The sequence below is a fragment of the Streptomyces sp. NPDC030165 genome (assembly GCF_055573595.1).
Window position 1 is genome coordinate 80,348 of the sequence record NZ_JBVIBD010000009.1, and the last position, 14,474, is coordinate 94,821.

The 14,474-nt window shown below is 68.9% G+C and carries 12 protein-coding genes and 3 pseudogenes; 6 read left to right on the top strand and 9 right to left on the bottom strand.

Going from position 1 to position 14,474, the window contains the following annotated elements; translation table 11 throughout:
• Positions 1 to 494 precede the first annotated feature (494 nt).
• Entirely contained in the window at positions 495 to 1,553 is a 1,059-nt protein-coding gene (locus ACZ4Z1_RS18675; RefSeq protein ID WP_468487678.1) for a fatty acid desaturase family protein, read from the top strand.
• Positions 1,554 to 1,946: 393 nt separating this feature from the next.
• Here ACZ4Z1_RS18675 and ACZ4Z1_RS18680 read toward each other — a convergent pair.
• The 4 genes and pseudogenes from ACZ4Z1_RS18680 to ACZ4Z1_RS18695 all read right to left on the bottom strand — a co-directional run.
• Positions 1,947 to 2,090: pseudogene (locus ACZ4Z1_RS18680) on the bottom strand (IS1380 family transposase); the annotation flags it as partial.
• 12 nt (positions 2,091 to 2,102) lie between these two features.
• Positions 2,103 to 2,435 (bottom strand): annotated as a pseudogene (locus ACZ4Z1_RS18685) (Tn3 family transposase); the annotation flags it as partial.
• Positions 2,436 to 2,441: 6 nt separating this feature from the next.
• Positions 2,442 to 2,870 (bottom strand): hypothetical protein, encoded by a 429-nt coding sequence (locus ACZ4Z1_RS18690; protein ID WP_468487679.1) that lies wholly within the window; start codon positions 2,868 to 2,870, stop codon positions 2,442 to 2,444.
• A gap of 155 nt (positions 2,871 to 3,025) precedes the next feature.
• A complete protein-coding gene (locus ACZ4Z1_RS18695) occupies positions 3,026 to 4,258 on the bottom strand; it encodes an AMP-binding protein (RefSeq protein ID WP_468487881.1) in 1,233 nt (410 codons plus the stop codon).
• A gap of 195 nt (positions 4,259 to 4,453) precedes the next feature.
• On the opposite strand from ACZ4Z1_RS18695, the gene ACZ4Z1_RS18700 reads away from it, so the two are divergent.
• Positions 4,454 to 4,612, top strand: a complete 159-nt coding sequence (locus ACZ4Z1_RS18700) for a hypothetical protein (protein ID WP_468487890.1) — start codon at positions 4,454 to 4,456, stop codon at positions 4,610 to 4,612.
• On the opposite strand, the pseudogene ACZ4Z1_RS18705 reads toward ACZ4Z1_RS18700, so the two are convergent.
• From ACZ4Z1_RS18705 to ACZ4Z1_RS18715, 3 genes and pseudogenes are all read right to left on the bottom strand, one after another.
• Positions 4,550 to 4,732: pseudogene (locus tag ACZ4Z1_RS18705) on the bottom strand (transposase); the annotation flags it as partial. The gene ACZ4Z1_RS18700 and the pseudogene ACZ4Z1_RS18705 sit on opposite strands and share 63 nt — an antisense overlap.
• A gap of 58 nt (positions 4,733 to 4,790) precedes the next feature.
• Positions 4,791 to 5,006: a transposase gene (locus tag ACZ4Z1_RS18710; RefSeq protein ID WP_468487680.1), complete on the bottom strand. Its 216-nt coding sequence runs from the start codon at positions 5,004 to 5,006 to the stop codon at positions 4,791 to 4,793.
• Between the two features lie 134 nt (positions 5,007 to 5,140).
• Positions 5,141 to 6,076 carry a LysR family transcriptional regulator gene (locus ACZ4Z1_RS18715; RefSeq protein ID WP_468487681.1) on the bottom strand — a complete coding sequence of 312 codons (936 nt, stop codon included), beginning with the start codon at positions 6,074 to 6,076 and terminating at the stop codon, positions 5,141 to 5,143.
• Between the two features lie 71 nt (positions 6,077 to 6,147).
• Between ACZ4Z1_RS18715 and ACZ4Z1_RS18720 the strand changes: the two genes are divergently transcribed.
• Complete coding sequence (locus ACZ4Z1_RS18720) at positions 6,148 to 7,062, top strand: 4-hydroxy-tetrahydrodipicolinate synthase family protein (protein WP_468487682.1); 915 nt, start codon at positions 6,148 to 6,150, stop codon at positions 7,060 to 7,062.
• A gap of 19 nt (positions 7,063 to 7,081) precedes the next feature.
• Positions 7,082 to 7,177, top strand: a complete 96-nt coding sequence (locus tag ACZ4Z1_RS18725; protein ID WP_468487683.1) for a phosphotransferase-like protein — start codon at positions 7,082 to 7,084, stop codon at positions 7,175 to 7,177.
• Between the two features lie 70 nt (positions 7,178 to 7,247).
• Here the strand turns inward: ACZ4Z1_RS18725 and ACZ4Z1_RS18730 are convergent, their stop codons facing one another.
• Positions 7,248 to 8,441, bottom strand: coding sequence for a carboxylate-amine ligase (locus ACZ4Z1_RS18730; protein ID WP_468487684.1), 1,194 nt, complete (start codon positions 8,439 to 8,441; stop codon positions 7,248 to 7,250).
• 143 nt (positions 8,442 to 8,584) lie between these two features.
• On the opposite strand from ACZ4Z1_RS18730, the gene ACZ4Z1_RS18735 reads away from it, so the two are divergent.
• Complete coding sequence (locus tag ACZ4Z1_RS18735; protein WP_468487685.1) at positions 8,585 to 9,979, top strand: NAD(P)/FAD-dependent oxidoreductase; 1,395 nt, start codon at positions 8,585 to 8,587, stop codon at positions 9,977 to 9,979.
• A 439-nt stretch (positions 9,980 to 10,418) separates the two neighbouring features.
• Here ACZ4Z1_RS18735 and ACZ4Z1_RS18740 read toward each other — a convergent pair whose 3' ends face one another.
• Complete coding sequence (locus ACZ4Z1_RS18740; protein WP_468487686.1) at positions 10,419 to 11,141, bottom strand: hypothetical protein; 723 nt, start codon at positions 11,139 to 11,141, stop codon at positions 10,419 to 10,421.
• A gap of 1,243 nt (positions 11,142 to 12,384) precedes the next feature.
• On the opposite strand from ACZ4Z1_RS18740, the gene ACZ4Z1_RS18745 reads away from it, so the two are divergent.
• Positions 12,385 to 14,136, top strand: a complete 1,752-nt coding sequence (locus ACZ4Z1_RS18745; RefSeq protein WP_468487687.1) for an alpha/beta fold hydrolase — start codon at positions 12,385 to 12,387, stop codon at positions 14,134 to 14,136.
• Positions 14,137 to 14,474 lie beyond the last annotated feature (338 nt).

The following is a 14,474-nucleotide window of genomic DNA, read 5'->3' on the forward strand; positions in this document are numbered from 1 at the left end:
GGCGGCCTACGCGGGGGCCGGGGCCACACGGGGAGTACCAGGATTACCGGGAGAACCGCGACCGTCGGGACCGCACGGGGGTGCCTCCCGGAGATGTGCGGTGGGCCGGCGGTTGTCCACCCGCCCTCCACTCTTCCTCCCATCCGGCAAGGTGACCGTACGCCCGGTCCTTCCCCTGCCCCCTTGCCGTGGGTAAGTGCTTGGCCGGAGTCGCGTCTGTTCAAGGAGGGCTGGGAGGGTTATGGTGGATGCAGATGCCCCAGCCCCCGGCCGCGTGAGGATCCGCCCGGAGGGAGGGCCAAGCATCCCAAAGCCCACCATTCTTTCCACGAGTTCACAAAGCTCGCGCAGCGTGGTGCCCGGCTGCCGGTGCATCTGCCGCACGTCCGTACGGTCCGCCGCCTGTCCACTGTGGCATCGCGCCATGGGCAGCATCCGGCCCTGTCGTATTCCGTGAGCGCAGCCGGCCCGTCGGGGCCGGCGAGATTGGCTGTATGAGTTCTGACATCCCGCTACACCCGGTTCTGCCGCCGCCCCAGCACAAGGGCGGCAGTGACTTCGCCCGGCTCTCCAAGAAGATCGCGGAGGCCGGCCTGCTGGAACGGCGGCCGGCCTACTATGCGGTGCGGGTCGCCTCGGTGGCCGCGCTGTACGTGATCGGTTGGGCCGCTTTCGCCCTGGTCGGCGACAGCTGGTGGAGTCTGGCCGTGGCCGCGTTCCTGGCCCTCGTCTTCGGCCAGGTCGCCCTGGTCACCCACGATGTGGCCCACCGCCAGGTGTTCCGGCTGCGCCGGGCCAGTGAACGCTCTGGCCGGGGGGCTGCGAACCTGGGCATCGGCATGGGCTACGGCTGGTGGCAGGACAAGCACACCCGCCACCATGCCAACCCCAATCATGAAGAGCTGGACCCGGACGTCGTCCCGGACCTGCTGGTCTGGTCCCAGGCCCAGGCACGCGCCGCCACCGGGCTCCCCCGGCTGCTCGGCCGCGCCCAGGCGTTCCTGTTCTTCCCGCTGATCCTCCTGGAGGCGTTCAACCTGCACGTGGCCGGTGTCAGGGCACTGGCCAACCGTTCACTCAAGCGCCGGGGCCTGGAAGGCACGCTGCTGTTCGGTCACTTCGCGCTCTACCTGACGGCGTTGTTCGTGGTGCTCCCGCCCGGTATGGCGGTGGCCTTCCTGGCGGTTCACCAGTGCTTGTTCGGCGTCTACCTGGGCTCCATCTTCGCTCCCAACCACAAGGGCATGCCGACCCTGCGCGGCCCCGAGCGTCCCGACTTCCTGCGGCGTCAGGTTCTCACCTCCCGCAACGTACGCGGAGGTTGGTTCACCGACATCGCACTGGGCGGCCTGAACTACCAGATCGAACACCACCTGTTCCCGAACATGCCCAGCCCGCACCTGCGCAAGGCGCAGCCCATCGTCCGCCGGTACTGCCAGGAGGCGGGCATCGACTACCTGGAGACCGGCCTGTTCGCCTCCTACCGGCAGGTCCTCACGAGCCTGCACCGCGCCGGCACCCCGATCCGCCAGGAGGCCCGGACCGCCCCCTGACCCGCCTAACGGGCAGTGATGACGCTGTCGTCCGGCGCCGTCATGAGCAGCAGGCCGAACCTCACAGTCCCAGACGCCCAGGACGGGGGCGCGCGGACCCGGAGGCAACGTTCACAGCCTGCATGGGCGCCGATTCGGCCGGTACTCGGGGGGGTACGGCGTCATCGTCACCTACTCGGTGTGTACGGCCTCATCCTGAACGTTCCGCTGTGTCCTTTGTCTCCTTGGAAGTCGGCACGGTCCTACCCGACCTCCTCGCCCACCCGGCATTCCCGCTCGGGGTGCGGTTCGCAAAGGGCCAGTGCCGGCCCGGCCGTGCCCGGACCGCCCCGAACCGGCTGTACGCGGCGAGTCCGGCCCCTGGTGGCCACGCCGATCGACAGCCGTACCGATGTCGTCGCGCAGCACGGCCAGATCCGCGATCGTCCCGCCGCCATCAGCCGGCATCACCGCGAGACCGGTGGCGATCCGGCCCGGGTCATGAGCAGTACCGCGAGGTCGAAGTGGACTCAACGCGGTGGAGTACATGCTGGTCAGTGGTCAGGGATCAGTGTTGAACACGACCTGGAACGCGGTCGCCGGCTTCGCCGACGCCCCCTCGACCCGCGGCAGGGTCTTCCACTTCTCCATCGCGCTCTCCCGCTCCGCGCAGGCCGGCAGCTTCGTTGCGCCCAGCAGATCCAGAGGCCCGGCGCGTCGTCTACCACCCGCGCCATCCGGTACACCGTGGTGGCCGGCAGCGTCGCCAGGCGCCGCGCTTCCCCGTGCCTGCGCGGTGGCGTCGCCTTCCCGTCCACCCCCGTAGCGCGACAGCTCCGCCGGCCGCCGCGGCGGTATCTCCGACACGTCCAGGGCACCCGTCCCGAGCGCGGCGATCTCCTCCGACCATCACGCCTGGTCCTCCTGCCCCTGGAAACGGGTGAGCTTGTCGCCGTTGCGCTGTGCGGTGTCCTCTGCCCATCGGCTGGTCGAGGCGAGGCCGGCGAACAGTACGGCGGCGCCGCAGCCGGCGAGGACGGTCCAGACGGTGTGGCCCGCGGCTACGAAGCCGCCATCGGCGGCTGCGGCGAGGATTGATCCCGTTACGGCGACGCCGGCAGCCGTGCCGAATTGGCGGCCGGTCGAGGTGAGTGCCCCGGCCACGCCCGCTTGATCGGCCGGCATCCCCGAAACGGCCGTGTGGGTGGCCGGGCCGGACACCAGCCCGGCCCCGGCGCCGAAGACGACGTAAGCAATCGTGAGGTACCAGAGCGGGGTGTGGGCATCGAGCCGCAGGAACAGCAGGGTGCCGATCGTCTGCAGTGTGCCGGCCAGCACCAGAGGCAGTCTCGGCCCTTTCGCCGCGACGAGGCGGCCCGACACGGTGGCGAGCGCCGCGAGGGCGAGGGCCCGACTCCACGTCGTGGCTGTAGTAAGTGACGCCGTTGACGATGATGCTGTCCTTGCTGCGCCCGGCCAGGGTGACTCTGCCGTCACGGATCACGCCGAGATCCCCGGTGCGCAGCCATCCGTCGGCCGTCATGGCCGTCTGTGTCGCCCGGGCGTTGTTGTGGTAACCACTGGTGATCACGAGGCCACCGCAGGTGCACATCGCCCGTCTGCCCCTCCGGCACCGGAATGTCGTCGGCGCCCACGACGCGGACGCTCAGACCGGGCACGGGCTCGCCCACGGCGGCGAACTCCGCGCCCAGGTCGGCTTCCGGGAAGGACCGGTTGTAGATGCTGCCCGAGCACGTTTCGGTCATCCCGAAGGCCGGCCACAGAGCGGTGCCGACGAGGCCGTGCGGCGCCAGCGCGTTCAGGAAGGCTTTGCCGGTGGCGACCGGGTTCGCCTCGCCACCAGAGATGATCACCCGGAGACTGGAGAGGTCCAGGCGCACGTCCGCCGGCAGCCGCGTCAGCTCCCTGTTGACCAGTCCCAGCAGGAAGTTCGGCGCGAAGGTCATCGTCACTCGGTGTGCCTCGACGAGCCGCAGCAGGCGCAGCGGCTCCGCGACGATCGCCTCCGGCACGGCATGCAGTTGGGTGGCGCCTACGGACACCGGCAGCAGGTGGGCTTCGAGCAGCGCGGCCACGTGGTCGTACGAGATCCAGTTCAGCGTGACGTCCTCAGACGTCAGTCCTTGCGTCTCGGCCTTGGCCTTCATCGACGCCAGCACGTTGGCGTGCGTGAGTCTGACGGCCTTGGCGTCGCCGGTGGAACCGGAGGTCAGCACCAGCAGAGCCACGTCCTGGGGCCGCGCGGGGTGGATCGCGGCCGAACTGCTGCCGGTGGCCCCGGTTTCCGGGACGACCACCGTCAGGCCGTCCACCTGCGGCATCTCTTCCCGGAGCCCGCCCGTCGTCACGACGATCGGCTGGTCGAGCAGAGTATGAACATGGGCCAGCTGAGCGGCCCATCGCACGGGGTCACGGCGCAGCGGCACCAGAGGACATACGGTCAGGCCGCCGAGCAGGCACGCCCAGAAGGCGGGGAGGAACTCCTCCGGCCGCTCCAGCAGGAGTGCCACCACCCGGCCGGGTTGCGCACCGCGTCGCCGCAGTTCGGACAAGAGGCGCAGGACCTCGTCCAGCAGGCGGGGATAGGAGAGATCGTCGGTCTCGTCCGGCGACTCCGGACGGCAGTAACGCACACCATGCTCCGGCGTCGCCCGGGCCGCCCGTACCAGCAACTGCCCAACGTTCGTGGCCTCGCCCAGAGACACGCCGGCAACCGGAGGTCTGCACGCCATCCCGACTCCGAGAGTGTGACACCAGAGCGCACGACTACGTAGAGTATCCGAATAGATACGCTTAGCCAAAGTGCCCGGCGCTCCAGGCCCTTGTCCTGCATCTGATGATTGACGCCCGCCGCACCCGAACCCCCCTCCGCCACTCCGCCGGACGGCTGGCCCCGGCCGTTGACCGGGAGCCAGGCAGTATTCGACGAGGCCGCCGGTGCAGCCGTCGTCGGCCCCGATGAGGGCGAGGCGGTGGTGAGCGTCGGCGGCTCGGCGCAGCAGGCCCTGGGCGGCGGCGCGGTCGCCGACACCCGCGCCCGTGACCATGACGCCCAGTAGCAGGCCGACGGCGTCGACCACGACGTGCCGCTCTCGGCCGTTGATCAGCTTGCCGCCGTCGAAGCCGCGACTGTCGGCGCCGACGACGGCGTCCGCCTTGACGGACCGCGAGTCGATCACGCCGGTCGTCGGCTCCGCGTCCCGGCCCAGCTTCTCGCGTACCCGGCCGCGCAACCGGTCATGGAACTCCTTGACCAGAGCATGGTCGCGCCTGGCGACGGAAGAAGACGTAGACCCGGCCCCACGGCGGGACGTCGGCGGGCAGCGTCCGCCACTTGATGCCGTTGTCGGCGAGGTAGCGCGTCGCGTCGCTCATCCGCCGGTGGCAGTGCCCCTCCGGCCGCCGGCCAACCCGGAACCGGCGGCAGATCCCGTACCAGAGCCCACTCGTCATCGCTCATGCCCGAGCCGTACCGGGGCCGGCGCCCCGAGCAGACCATCGCGCTGCTGCACTGGTTCGGCCGCCTGCGCGTCCGCTGAAGACCCACGACGGCATCCGCGGGGCATTCCTGATACTCGCCTGCTCACTCATCTGCTGGCGCCGCCTGCGTCCCATGGTGCGTCAGGAGCTTTTACCGCCGTTCTGGCCGCGGTCACGAAAGCAGCGATGGCCGGGTGGGTACCACCGCCCGCGCGAAAGGCGACCTTCGTACGGCGGAACAGTGGCAACCTGGTCAACACCGCGCTCGGCAGGCTTGGTTCAGTGGCCATTTCCGGTACCAGCCCGGCTCCTTGCCCAGCGGCGGCCAGGGCCAGCACTGTGCGGAAATCGTTGACCTGGTGACGGATCCTGGGCTGGAACCCGGCCGCCTGGCAGGCACGTACGGCCATCGCGTGACCGGTCGTACCGTCCCGTGCGGTTATCCACGGACCGTCGGCATAGGGTCCGAGCAATTCCGCAAGTGTGTTGCTGTCGCTGCCGTTCTCGGCCTCCGCATTGCTTACCAGATACATCGGCTCTTCCAACAGGGGTACCTCGTCCACGGTGGTGTCCGGGGACGCCGGTACGAAGTCGTAGTCGTGGACCAGCGCCACGTCGAGTTCGCCGGCTCGCAGGCCGTCCGAGACGCGGGCGGAATCGATCTCTTGCACCATCGGTTCCAGCGCGGGATGCCGATGCGCCAGCTCGGCCAACGCGGCGGGCACGATGGTGTGACCGCCGGAAGGAAAGGTCCCGATACGCAGCGGCCCACCGATGCCGTCCCGCGCGCTTGCCAGCTCGGCGACCGCGAGCTCAAGGCGTTCCAGCACGGCGTCGGCATGCTCGACGAGGGTCCGCCCCGCGGGTGTCAGGATCACACGCCTTCCGCTGCGTTCCAGCAAGGCGACGCCTGCCTCCCGTTCCAGCACACCCAGTTGCTGGGAGACGGCGGATGCGGTGAAGGACAGCGCCCCGGCCACGGCTGCGATCGTGCCCCGCCGGTCCAGCTCACGGAGCAGGTAGAGACGACGAACATCAATCATAAGCTCAGCTTAGGCATGGGGGAAGAAATCAGAGATGGATCTACCTGGTTGGTGTGGGCCAGGGTTGACCCATGAAGCCCGACCCGATTTTCAACGGCCTTTACGTTCCCCTGGTGACTCCGTTCACCGATGACCTGCGCGTGGCCCCCGATGCACTGGCCCGACTTGCCGAAGAAGCGCTGTCGGCCGGCGCCGCCGGGCTCGTCGCCCTCGGCACCACGGGGGAACCCGCCACGTTGACCCCGGAGGAGAAGCGGACCGTGGTGCGCGTCTGCTCGACCGTCTGCCGGGCGCACGGCGCTGCACTGATCGTCGGGGTGGGCACCAATGACACCGCTGCCGCCATCGAGTCGCTGCGCGAGCTGGCGGACACCGGTGACGTGGCCGCGGCGCTGGTGCCCGCGCCGCCCTACACCCGGCCCGGCGAAGCGGGGACGATCGCGCACTTCTCCGCCCTGTCCGAACACGGCGGCGTTCCGCTCGTCGTGTACGACATCCCCTACCGCACGGGACAGACGCTCGGCGTCGACACGATCGTGGCCCTCAGCCGCCTGTCAGGGGTCGTCGGGATCAAGCACGCGACCGGTGCGATCGACGCGACCACGATGGAGTTGGTCGGCTGTCCCCCGCCCGGCTTCGCCGTGCTCGGCGGCGACGACGTCGTCATCTCGCCGCTCCTCGCGGCAGGCGCCCACGGTGGGATCATCGCGTCGGCCAATGTGCGTACAGCCGACTATGCCGAGCTGATCGCGTTGTGGCGGTGTGGCTCCGGTGTACCCGCCCGCGAGCTCGGAGCCGAGCTGGCCCGGTTTTCCGCCGCTCTCTTCGCCGAACCCAACCCGACAGTGCTCAAGGGAGTTTTGCACGCTCAGAAGCGCATTCCCAGCCCGGCCGTCCGGATGCCGCTGCTTGCCGCCTCCCCCGCGACGGTCCGACGGGCGACGCTCCTGGCCGACAGCTGCGCACACCAGGCGTCCCCAGCCTGACCTCAAGTCTTTGACAGCCGTGGCCCACCAGGGTGTGACCTATGACCTGGAGGTGGACACCACTGAGAGGGAGGCGATGGAGTGCGCACGGACCATCGCTGAACATGTCAAGTGATCGACGGCCCGGCTGACGGCCGTTGCCCGAGTACACACCAGGGTCTTGCCGTGGACCATTGGTTCCCGGCTCAGGTCGACCATCGGTGATCGGTGGTCGTGGTGATCAGGTGGTCGACGACATCGATGAGGCCGGCGCGGCGTTGATAGGCGGCGCGTTGTCGCTCGGCGCCGTTGCCGCCGGCACGCAGGCGCGACCACAGGGCATGGACGGTCGCCGCGTCGCCGTGCTGCCGCAAAGCCGGTTCCAGCCGGGCCAGAAGGCTATCGACCTGGGCGGTGGCGGGCGACAGGCGGCCGGTGGCCAGATCGATGCTCTGGCCGGCCAGACCGTCGCGGGCTGCGCGCCAGCAGGCGGCGCGCAGCATTTCCGGCGGGGGCCGCAAGGGCTCTTCCGCGGCGGTGATGGCGTGCAGGGCGGTGGCGGTCAGTGCTTTGACGATGCCGACGAGCAGGACGGTGTCCTCGGCGGTGGCCGTCGCGTCGGCGACCCGCACCTCCAGGGTGGGGACGTGGTGAGAGGCCCTGAGGTCCCAGTACAGGCCACCGCGGTCCATGACCGTACCGGTGGCGATGAGGCCGGCGACGAGGTCCTCGAAGTGTGCGGCAGACTCGAAGTAGGGCGGAGGACCGGCCACCGGCCACCGGCCCCAGAGTGTGGTGCGCCAACTGGCGTAGCCGGTGTCCCGCCCCGCCCAGAAGGGGGAGTTGGCCGCGAGTGCGGTCAACAGGGGGAGCCAGGGACGCAGGTGATTGCTGAGGTGCAGGGCCGTCGTCAGATCGGGTACGCCGACGTGGATGTGGCAGGCGCACGCGCTCTGCTCGTCGTCCAGGGCGCGGAACATTGCGACGCTCCGGGCGTATCGGGGGCGGTTGGTGAAAGGCGGGGGGATCGCCTGGCCCAGTACGGGTGTCCCGCTGGAGATGACGCGCAGGTTCTGGCGTGCGGCGGCACGGGCGACGGCGACCCGCGTGAAACGGACCTGCTCGGCGAGTTCGGCCAGGTGGGTGTGCGGATCGGTGCGCACCTCGACCTGGTAACGCGTGATCTCCGTGGCGACCCGCTCCCCCAGTTCCCGCGCGGCCTCGGCCACGACCTTCTCGGCTTCCGGGCGCACCTCCCGCGTCACCGGGTCGACCAGCAGATACTCCTCTTCCACTCCCGCCGTCACCGGGCCGGGGCTCTCGCCGACGGTGCGGCTGCGGCCGTGGGCCGCGCTCGCGGGCTCGTGCGCGGCGGCCGGTGTCTGACCTCTTCTCGCCATGGTGACCATGCTGGCAGGTGCGGTAAGTGTCGAGCGGCAATACGAGAGCGGCATCTTCGCGACTCACCGGGGAGCGGAACGTGCGTGAGCGGACACAAGTGTTGATTGCCGGCGGCGGCCCTGCCGGAAGTACGGCGGCCACCTTGCTGGCGCGGCAGGGCATCGACGTGGTGCTGATGGAACGCGCACGCTTTCCCCGCTACCACATCGGGGAGTCCCTGCTGCCCTCCCTGCTGCCGATCTTGGACCTCATGGGTGCCCGACAGGTGATCGAACAGCACGGGTTCCTTCGCAAGACCGGCGCCTTCTACGGCTGGAGCGGCCAGGAGTGGGCGCTGCGCTTCGATGAGCCCACCCGGCCGGCCCCCCACAGCTTCCAGGTCATCCGCTCCCAGTTCGACCAACTCCTGCTGGAACACGCCCGCCACCAGGGAGCGGACGTTCGCGAGGAGACCCGAGTACGCCATGTCGCCCTGTCCGGCGGCCGGGCGAGAGCGGCCTCATGGTCCACGAAGGACGTCCGCGATGGGGAGATGACCTTCACCTACCTGGTCGACGCCTCGGGCCGGGCCGGAATCCTGGGCGCCCGCCACCTGCGCGCCCGGCGGATGCACGACGTGTTCCGTAACGTCGCCGCATGGGGGTACTGGCGTGGCACCACCCCCCTGCCGGAGGCTCCCGACGGAGCGATCAGCGTGTTCTCCCTGCCCGAGCACGGATGGGTGTGGGCCATCCCCCTCCACGACGGCACTCTCAGCGTCGGTCTGGTCACCGACAAACGTTCCTTCCGCCGCGCCCGGCACCACCACGGCTCGATCGGCGCCGTCTACAACGAAGCCCTCGGCCACTGCCCGCTCCTGGCCCGCATGCTCCATGACGCCCAGCAGATCCCCGGCATCCAGGTCGAGAGCGACTACTCCTACACCACCGACACCTTCTGCGGCCCCGGCTACTACCTCGCCGGCGACGCCGCCTGCTTCCTCGACCCCTTGCTGTCCACCGGTGTGCACCTGGCCATGTACAGCGGCCTGCTCAGCGCTGCCGCCATCGCCGGCGTCCTGCGCGGTGACGTCGACGAGACCGCCGCTTCTATCAGACCGCCTACCGACATGCCTACGAACGGCTGCTCATCCTCGTCGGTGCCTTTTACCGCCTCCACGACGGCCGCGACACCTACTTCCGCCAGGCCCAGGCCCTCAGCCACCGCGACCAGCGGACACTGCGCCTGCACGAGTCGTTCCTCAACATCGTCACCGGCGCCGAAGACCTTTACGACGCCCAGCACGACACCCTCGAAAGCCTCTACGAGACCTTGCGCCGCCCCCTGGAGGGACACCGTGCCCGCGGACTCGGCGGACACGGCACCAGCCACATGGTCCCCCTTCCCACCAGCCCCGACCAGGCCGCCGCCGGCCTCTACCTCTCCCTCACCCCCCACCTCAGCCTGCGTTCCGCCCTTTGACAGCCAGCGAGGCACCGCGGGCAGACTCACCGCAGGCAAGGACGGCGGTCGCGGCGGAACGCCGAGACTGCGGTGATGGCATGGAACGGGTGGCGGCAGAACACGCGACCGAGGCGCGACCGAGAAGAGCCGGACGCGAGCGGCAGGCCCGCGCGGCAGAGCAAGCCCCGCGGCGCTCCCGGAACAGCAGGGCGCCAGGGCGCGTTACGGCTCGAAACCCGCCTCCACCGCTTCCGTGGGCCGAACGGCCCGCCGACGGGCCGGCCGGGACATGGTTGGCCTCCGGCCTTGAGGACCCGAACGACAGGCCCGTACGGCACGGGCACCGAGGGGCCGACGACCCGACGCGGTCACCGTCACCACGCCGCGCAGCACCGGTGACGGACCCCTGGACGAGGAAAGAGCCCTGCTCGCGTGTGCGTCCGCGCAGCCCACGGTCCTGCGCACCCGCCGGCAGGAAACGGCCCCTTACCGGCCGGATACCGGTAAGGGGCCGCATGCCTGTCGCCGGCTGCTCAGGGAAGCACCTTCACCTCCTCGACCTGCATGGCCAGGTCCATGGAGTGCGTCATGAGCAGCGGGGTGATGAGATCACCCGAGTTCACCTTGTACGCCCACGGCGGGTTCCCCGCTGCGGACCACCCATGGTTGATGTCGAAGGTGACGTTCCGCTGTTGCTCCGTTCCCATGTCGATCAACAGCCCGGGGGCGAACATCTGGACGATGACCGTGCCCACCTGGAAGGGCTGGGTGGCGAAGGTGAGGAGGACCTTCTCCACGGGGAGGAAGGTGGCCGAATTGAGGCCGTAAAGTTGGACCGCACACAACGGCGCGGCACGTTGGCCGGTCTGAGCCTGCGAGACGCCGACCGCGAACGGTTTCGTACGGTTGTTGATGACCGTGATGATCCCGGACGGCCCACCGGTCGAGACCTCTCCGATTCCCAGGTCGGAGATGATGGTGAACTTTTCCCCCAGCTTGATGGGCTGGGAGTTCCGTCCGCTGATTTCGACGCCCGGCTTGATCTCACTCGTCGAGCCGTAGGCCTCGAACTGTCGCTCCCACTTGATCTGGGTTTCCGTGGAGTACGTACCCGTGTTGAGCCACACCACCGGCGCTCCGTTGGGGGTGGAGCTCTGGACTCCCTTGAAACCGAAGAGGCGGTAGCCCCCTTGTTCCAGCGCGAGGGCCGTTTGCACCGACATTTCAATGCCGACGCTGTATACCGATTCTGCCATGTACTTTCCTTTCCCGTTGCAGGCATCCGGCTGAACGCGCCGATGCATGCGCCCGATGTGTCGCAGGCCCGGGCGAGGAGAGAAACAGTCCTCGGCGGGTGAAAGGAGTCTCCTGCCGGCGATGAAACACGGGCAGGGGCCGTATCAGCCAGAGGATGCAGGGCGATGAGTCCGCAACAGAACAGGCCACATCTTTCGTCGGCACGCTCCACATTTTGCGCCACCGACCCTCGACACAAGGGTGGCAGTACTGTTGAAACGCATAGTTACCGGCGGGTCGCGTTCAAGGGTGTCCGAATGGTCCGTGCCGAAATCGGTGAAGCGGAGGTCCGTGTGGCGTCCGTGACGAGAGTGGGTGAGTCGAGTGTCCCGATTCCGGTGGCGGGCAACTCCCGAGCCGCTTCCTGCCACTTCTTGCGATCAATTCATGAGGGCTGTGGAGAGAAGAGTGAAAGATGAGGCCGTTCCTGTCGCCGAGGCGCAGGCGAGGTACCTCGCTCGACCGATTCGCGCAGAACACCAGCCGCACCGTACCGCTGATCCCGAAAGGAGCCCTACAAGGTGGGCCGTTTCATGCGGAGCTGAGTAAGCGACGCGTCAGTGGCGCCCGGGGTGTCCCGCATGCGGCTCCGGTTTTCCCCTTCCGACCGCACCAGGCGGTGGACGCGCCCCGTTTGGAAGAATGGCGGCACAAAACTGACGGTTGACCTCCTTGGGCGTACGACCGAATTCACGTTCGGAGCACGCGCCGGACAATACCGCGCCCATGGCCACAGCAGCGGTGGAGACGATCCGCACGTCTCCTCGGGTCCGAACCGGACGACGACCCCAGACCCGGCCGACCTGGCACACCGATTCTCCTGGCCGCGGTGGGCACGAACGGTCACAGCCGAGGTGCCGGGCTGAATCGGATGCGACTGTTGTTCCGACAGGCCACTTGACGGGCCTGTGATGTCCTCGGCACGCGGCCCACATCACGGCCCTCCGGGCGAGAACCGGCCATGAAGCGGATCACCTTGAGGCCCCATTGACGGTCGAATTCGGAAAGTACATCCTGATGCGGCGGGACAACCGCTACAGGAAACGGTAAATGCCGCTCGGTTGGCATACAGCAAGCATGTCCGCCGGAATCACTCCCCTCTGATCACTCGGCCGCTCGCCATTCTTCCAACAGGCGGCCAGATGAATTCGCGCCGACATCCGCACTCCGTCGCACATCCTTCCGGAAAAGGAGCATTCCGCCATGACCGAGCGCACCGTCTGGGCACGACGCCTCGCAAACGACCCGGTAAGCCTGCTGGCTCTCAACGCCCCACTTGAGGAGCCCGGCCCCGCCCGGACGACCGGCGAGCCGAGCACCCTACAGGTCCCGCCCATGGCCGGCCTGTACATCTCGCCCGAGGAAACCGACCTCCCCGGCGTCGCCCACGCCCTGGAAACCGGCGACACCTCCGGCTTGCCTCCCGCCCTCGCCTCCGAGGTGGACGAGGCCCGCAGGGTGACCCGCTTCAGCAAGGTGCGGGTGCCCGGAGCCGGCGGGGACGCGCTCGACGCCGTCCAGTGGATCCACGGCGACGGCACGCCGCGGCCGGCCATCATCATGCCCTCCCCGTGGGCGGACATGGGCTGGCTCGCGTATGCGGTCCAGGGTATGCGGTTCGCCGTCAAGGGCTACGACGTGCTCGCCTACAGCGCCCGCGGCTTCGGCCAGTCCGAGGGTGAGGTCGAGGTCGCCGGCGAAGCCGACATCCACGACGGCATCCAGGCGCTCAACTACTTCACCGGCGCACTCGGGCAGGAGCCCAGCAAGGTGGGGTTCCTCGGGGACTCCTACGGCTCCGGCATCAGCCAGATCGTCGCCGCGCAGGACACCCGGGTCAACGCCGTCGTGGCGATGAGCACCTGGGGCGACCTGGGCAAAGCGTTCTACGAGAACCGTACCCGCCACCTGGCCTCCGTCACGGCGCTCCTGGGGGCCGCCAAGAACGCCCGGCTCAGCAAGCGCACACAGGAGATCTTCGACCTCGTCCTGGCCGGCGCGGACATCGAAAACATCCTGCTGTGGGCCGAGGACCGGTCCCCGCTGACGCACATCGACGCGCTCAACGCGCGCCAGGTACCCGTCCTGTTCGCACAGGCGTGGCACGAGACGCTCTTCCCGTCCAACCAGACACTGGAGATGTTCAACAGGCTCGAAGGACCCAAGCAGCTGCTCTTCTCGATCGGCGACCACTCCGGGCCGGAAATGTCCGGCATGATCGGCCTGCCCAACCGGATCTGGTCCGCCGCCAACCGATGGTTCGACCACTTCCTCATGGAAGAGGACAACGGCACCGGGAACGAGGGCAAGGTCGTCAGCCAGATCATGTGGTCCCGTGCCGTGGAGACCCACCCCGACTGGGCTGCGGTCACCCAGGACACCCGGAAGCTGTACCTCACCACCCCCGCCGAGGGCGGCGACGACGGGCACTTGGCCGAAGCCGAGTCGGTCGGCTGGGAGCGGGCGTTCCAGGTCGGCACCCCCACCCTGGCCGTGGTCGCCGACACCGTCATCTGGACCGGCATGGCTGAGATGCTGGGGCGTCCCAAGGTGTACGCGACACCTGACATCCCCCGTTCCGACGCGCTTGTCTGGTCCGCGCCGGCGGCCTCCGAGCGTCTGCGCCTGCACGGCACCCCCAAGCTGCACCTGAACGTCACCAGCAGCACGCGCGAAGCCACCTTCATCGCCTACCTGCTCGATGCAGGAGCCGACGGCAATGCGCACATCATCACCCACGCGCCGTTCACCGCGCCGGCCGCTACGGTCGGCGGCTCCAACACCGTCGACCTCGAACTCCAGGCCACCGGCTACGACATCCGCGCAGGGCGTCGCCTGATGCTGGTCATCGACAGCAAGGACGCGTTCTACAGCGACACCAACGAGGCGCCGCACACCCTCACCATCAGCTCCCCCGACGGCAACGCGTCCTACCTCGAACTCCCCCTGGGCTGAAAGCCGCCGCCCGGCGCCGCCCCCGAACGGCTGTACCCCGGCAGGTCCGACACCCCCTTCGGCAACGCCGATCGGCAGCCGTACCGATGTCCGCTCCACACCGGAGCGGACATCGGCTCCGTCACGGGACGGGGCGTGAACGCGGACGTGCGGATTCCCATGACCGATGACGGCGATCCCGAACCCGACGCCGTCGGGACGGTCTCCGCTCGTGAGGGACTGGTTCCACGTACGTGCTCACCCGGTGAGGATCGCCACCGGACTGTCCCGACAGCCCAGCCCGTCCCAGCTCTCGTCGGCAGAGGCCAAGACCGGACCGTACACGGACCAGTGCTCCG

Bases quoted from the DNA above. Each gene is read 5' to 3' on its own strand.
- ACZ4Z1_RS18675 (WP_468487678.1), top strand. From the start codon at position 495: ATGAGTTCTGACATCCCGCTACACCCGGTTCTGCCGCCGCCCCAGCAC.
- ACZ4Z1_RS18710 (WP_468487680.1), bottom strand. From the start codon at position 5,006: ATGACGAGTGGGCTCTGGTACGGGATCTGCCGCCGGTTCCGGGTTGGC.
- ACZ4Z1_RS18715 (WP_468487681.1), bottom strand. From the start codon at position 6,076: ATGATTGATGTTCGTCGTCTCTACCTGCTCCGTGAGCTGGACCGGCGG.
- ACZ4Z1_RS18720 (WP_468487682.1), top strand. From the start codon at position 6,148: ATGAAGCCCGACCCGATTTTCAACGGCCTTTACGTTCCCCTGGTGACT.
- ACZ4Z1_RS18730 (WP_468487684.1), bottom strand. From the start codon at position 8,441: ATGGCGAGAAGAGGTCAGACACCGGCCGCCGCGCACGAGCCCGCGAGC.
- ACZ4Z1_RS18740 (WP_468487686.1), bottom strand. From the start codon at position 11,141: ATGGCAGAATCGGTATACAGCGTCGGCATTGAAATGTCGGTGCAAACG.
- ACZ4Z1_RS18745 (WP_468487687.1), top strand. From the start codon at position 12,385: ATGACCGAGCGCACCGTCTGGGCACGACGCCTCGCAAACGACCCGGTA.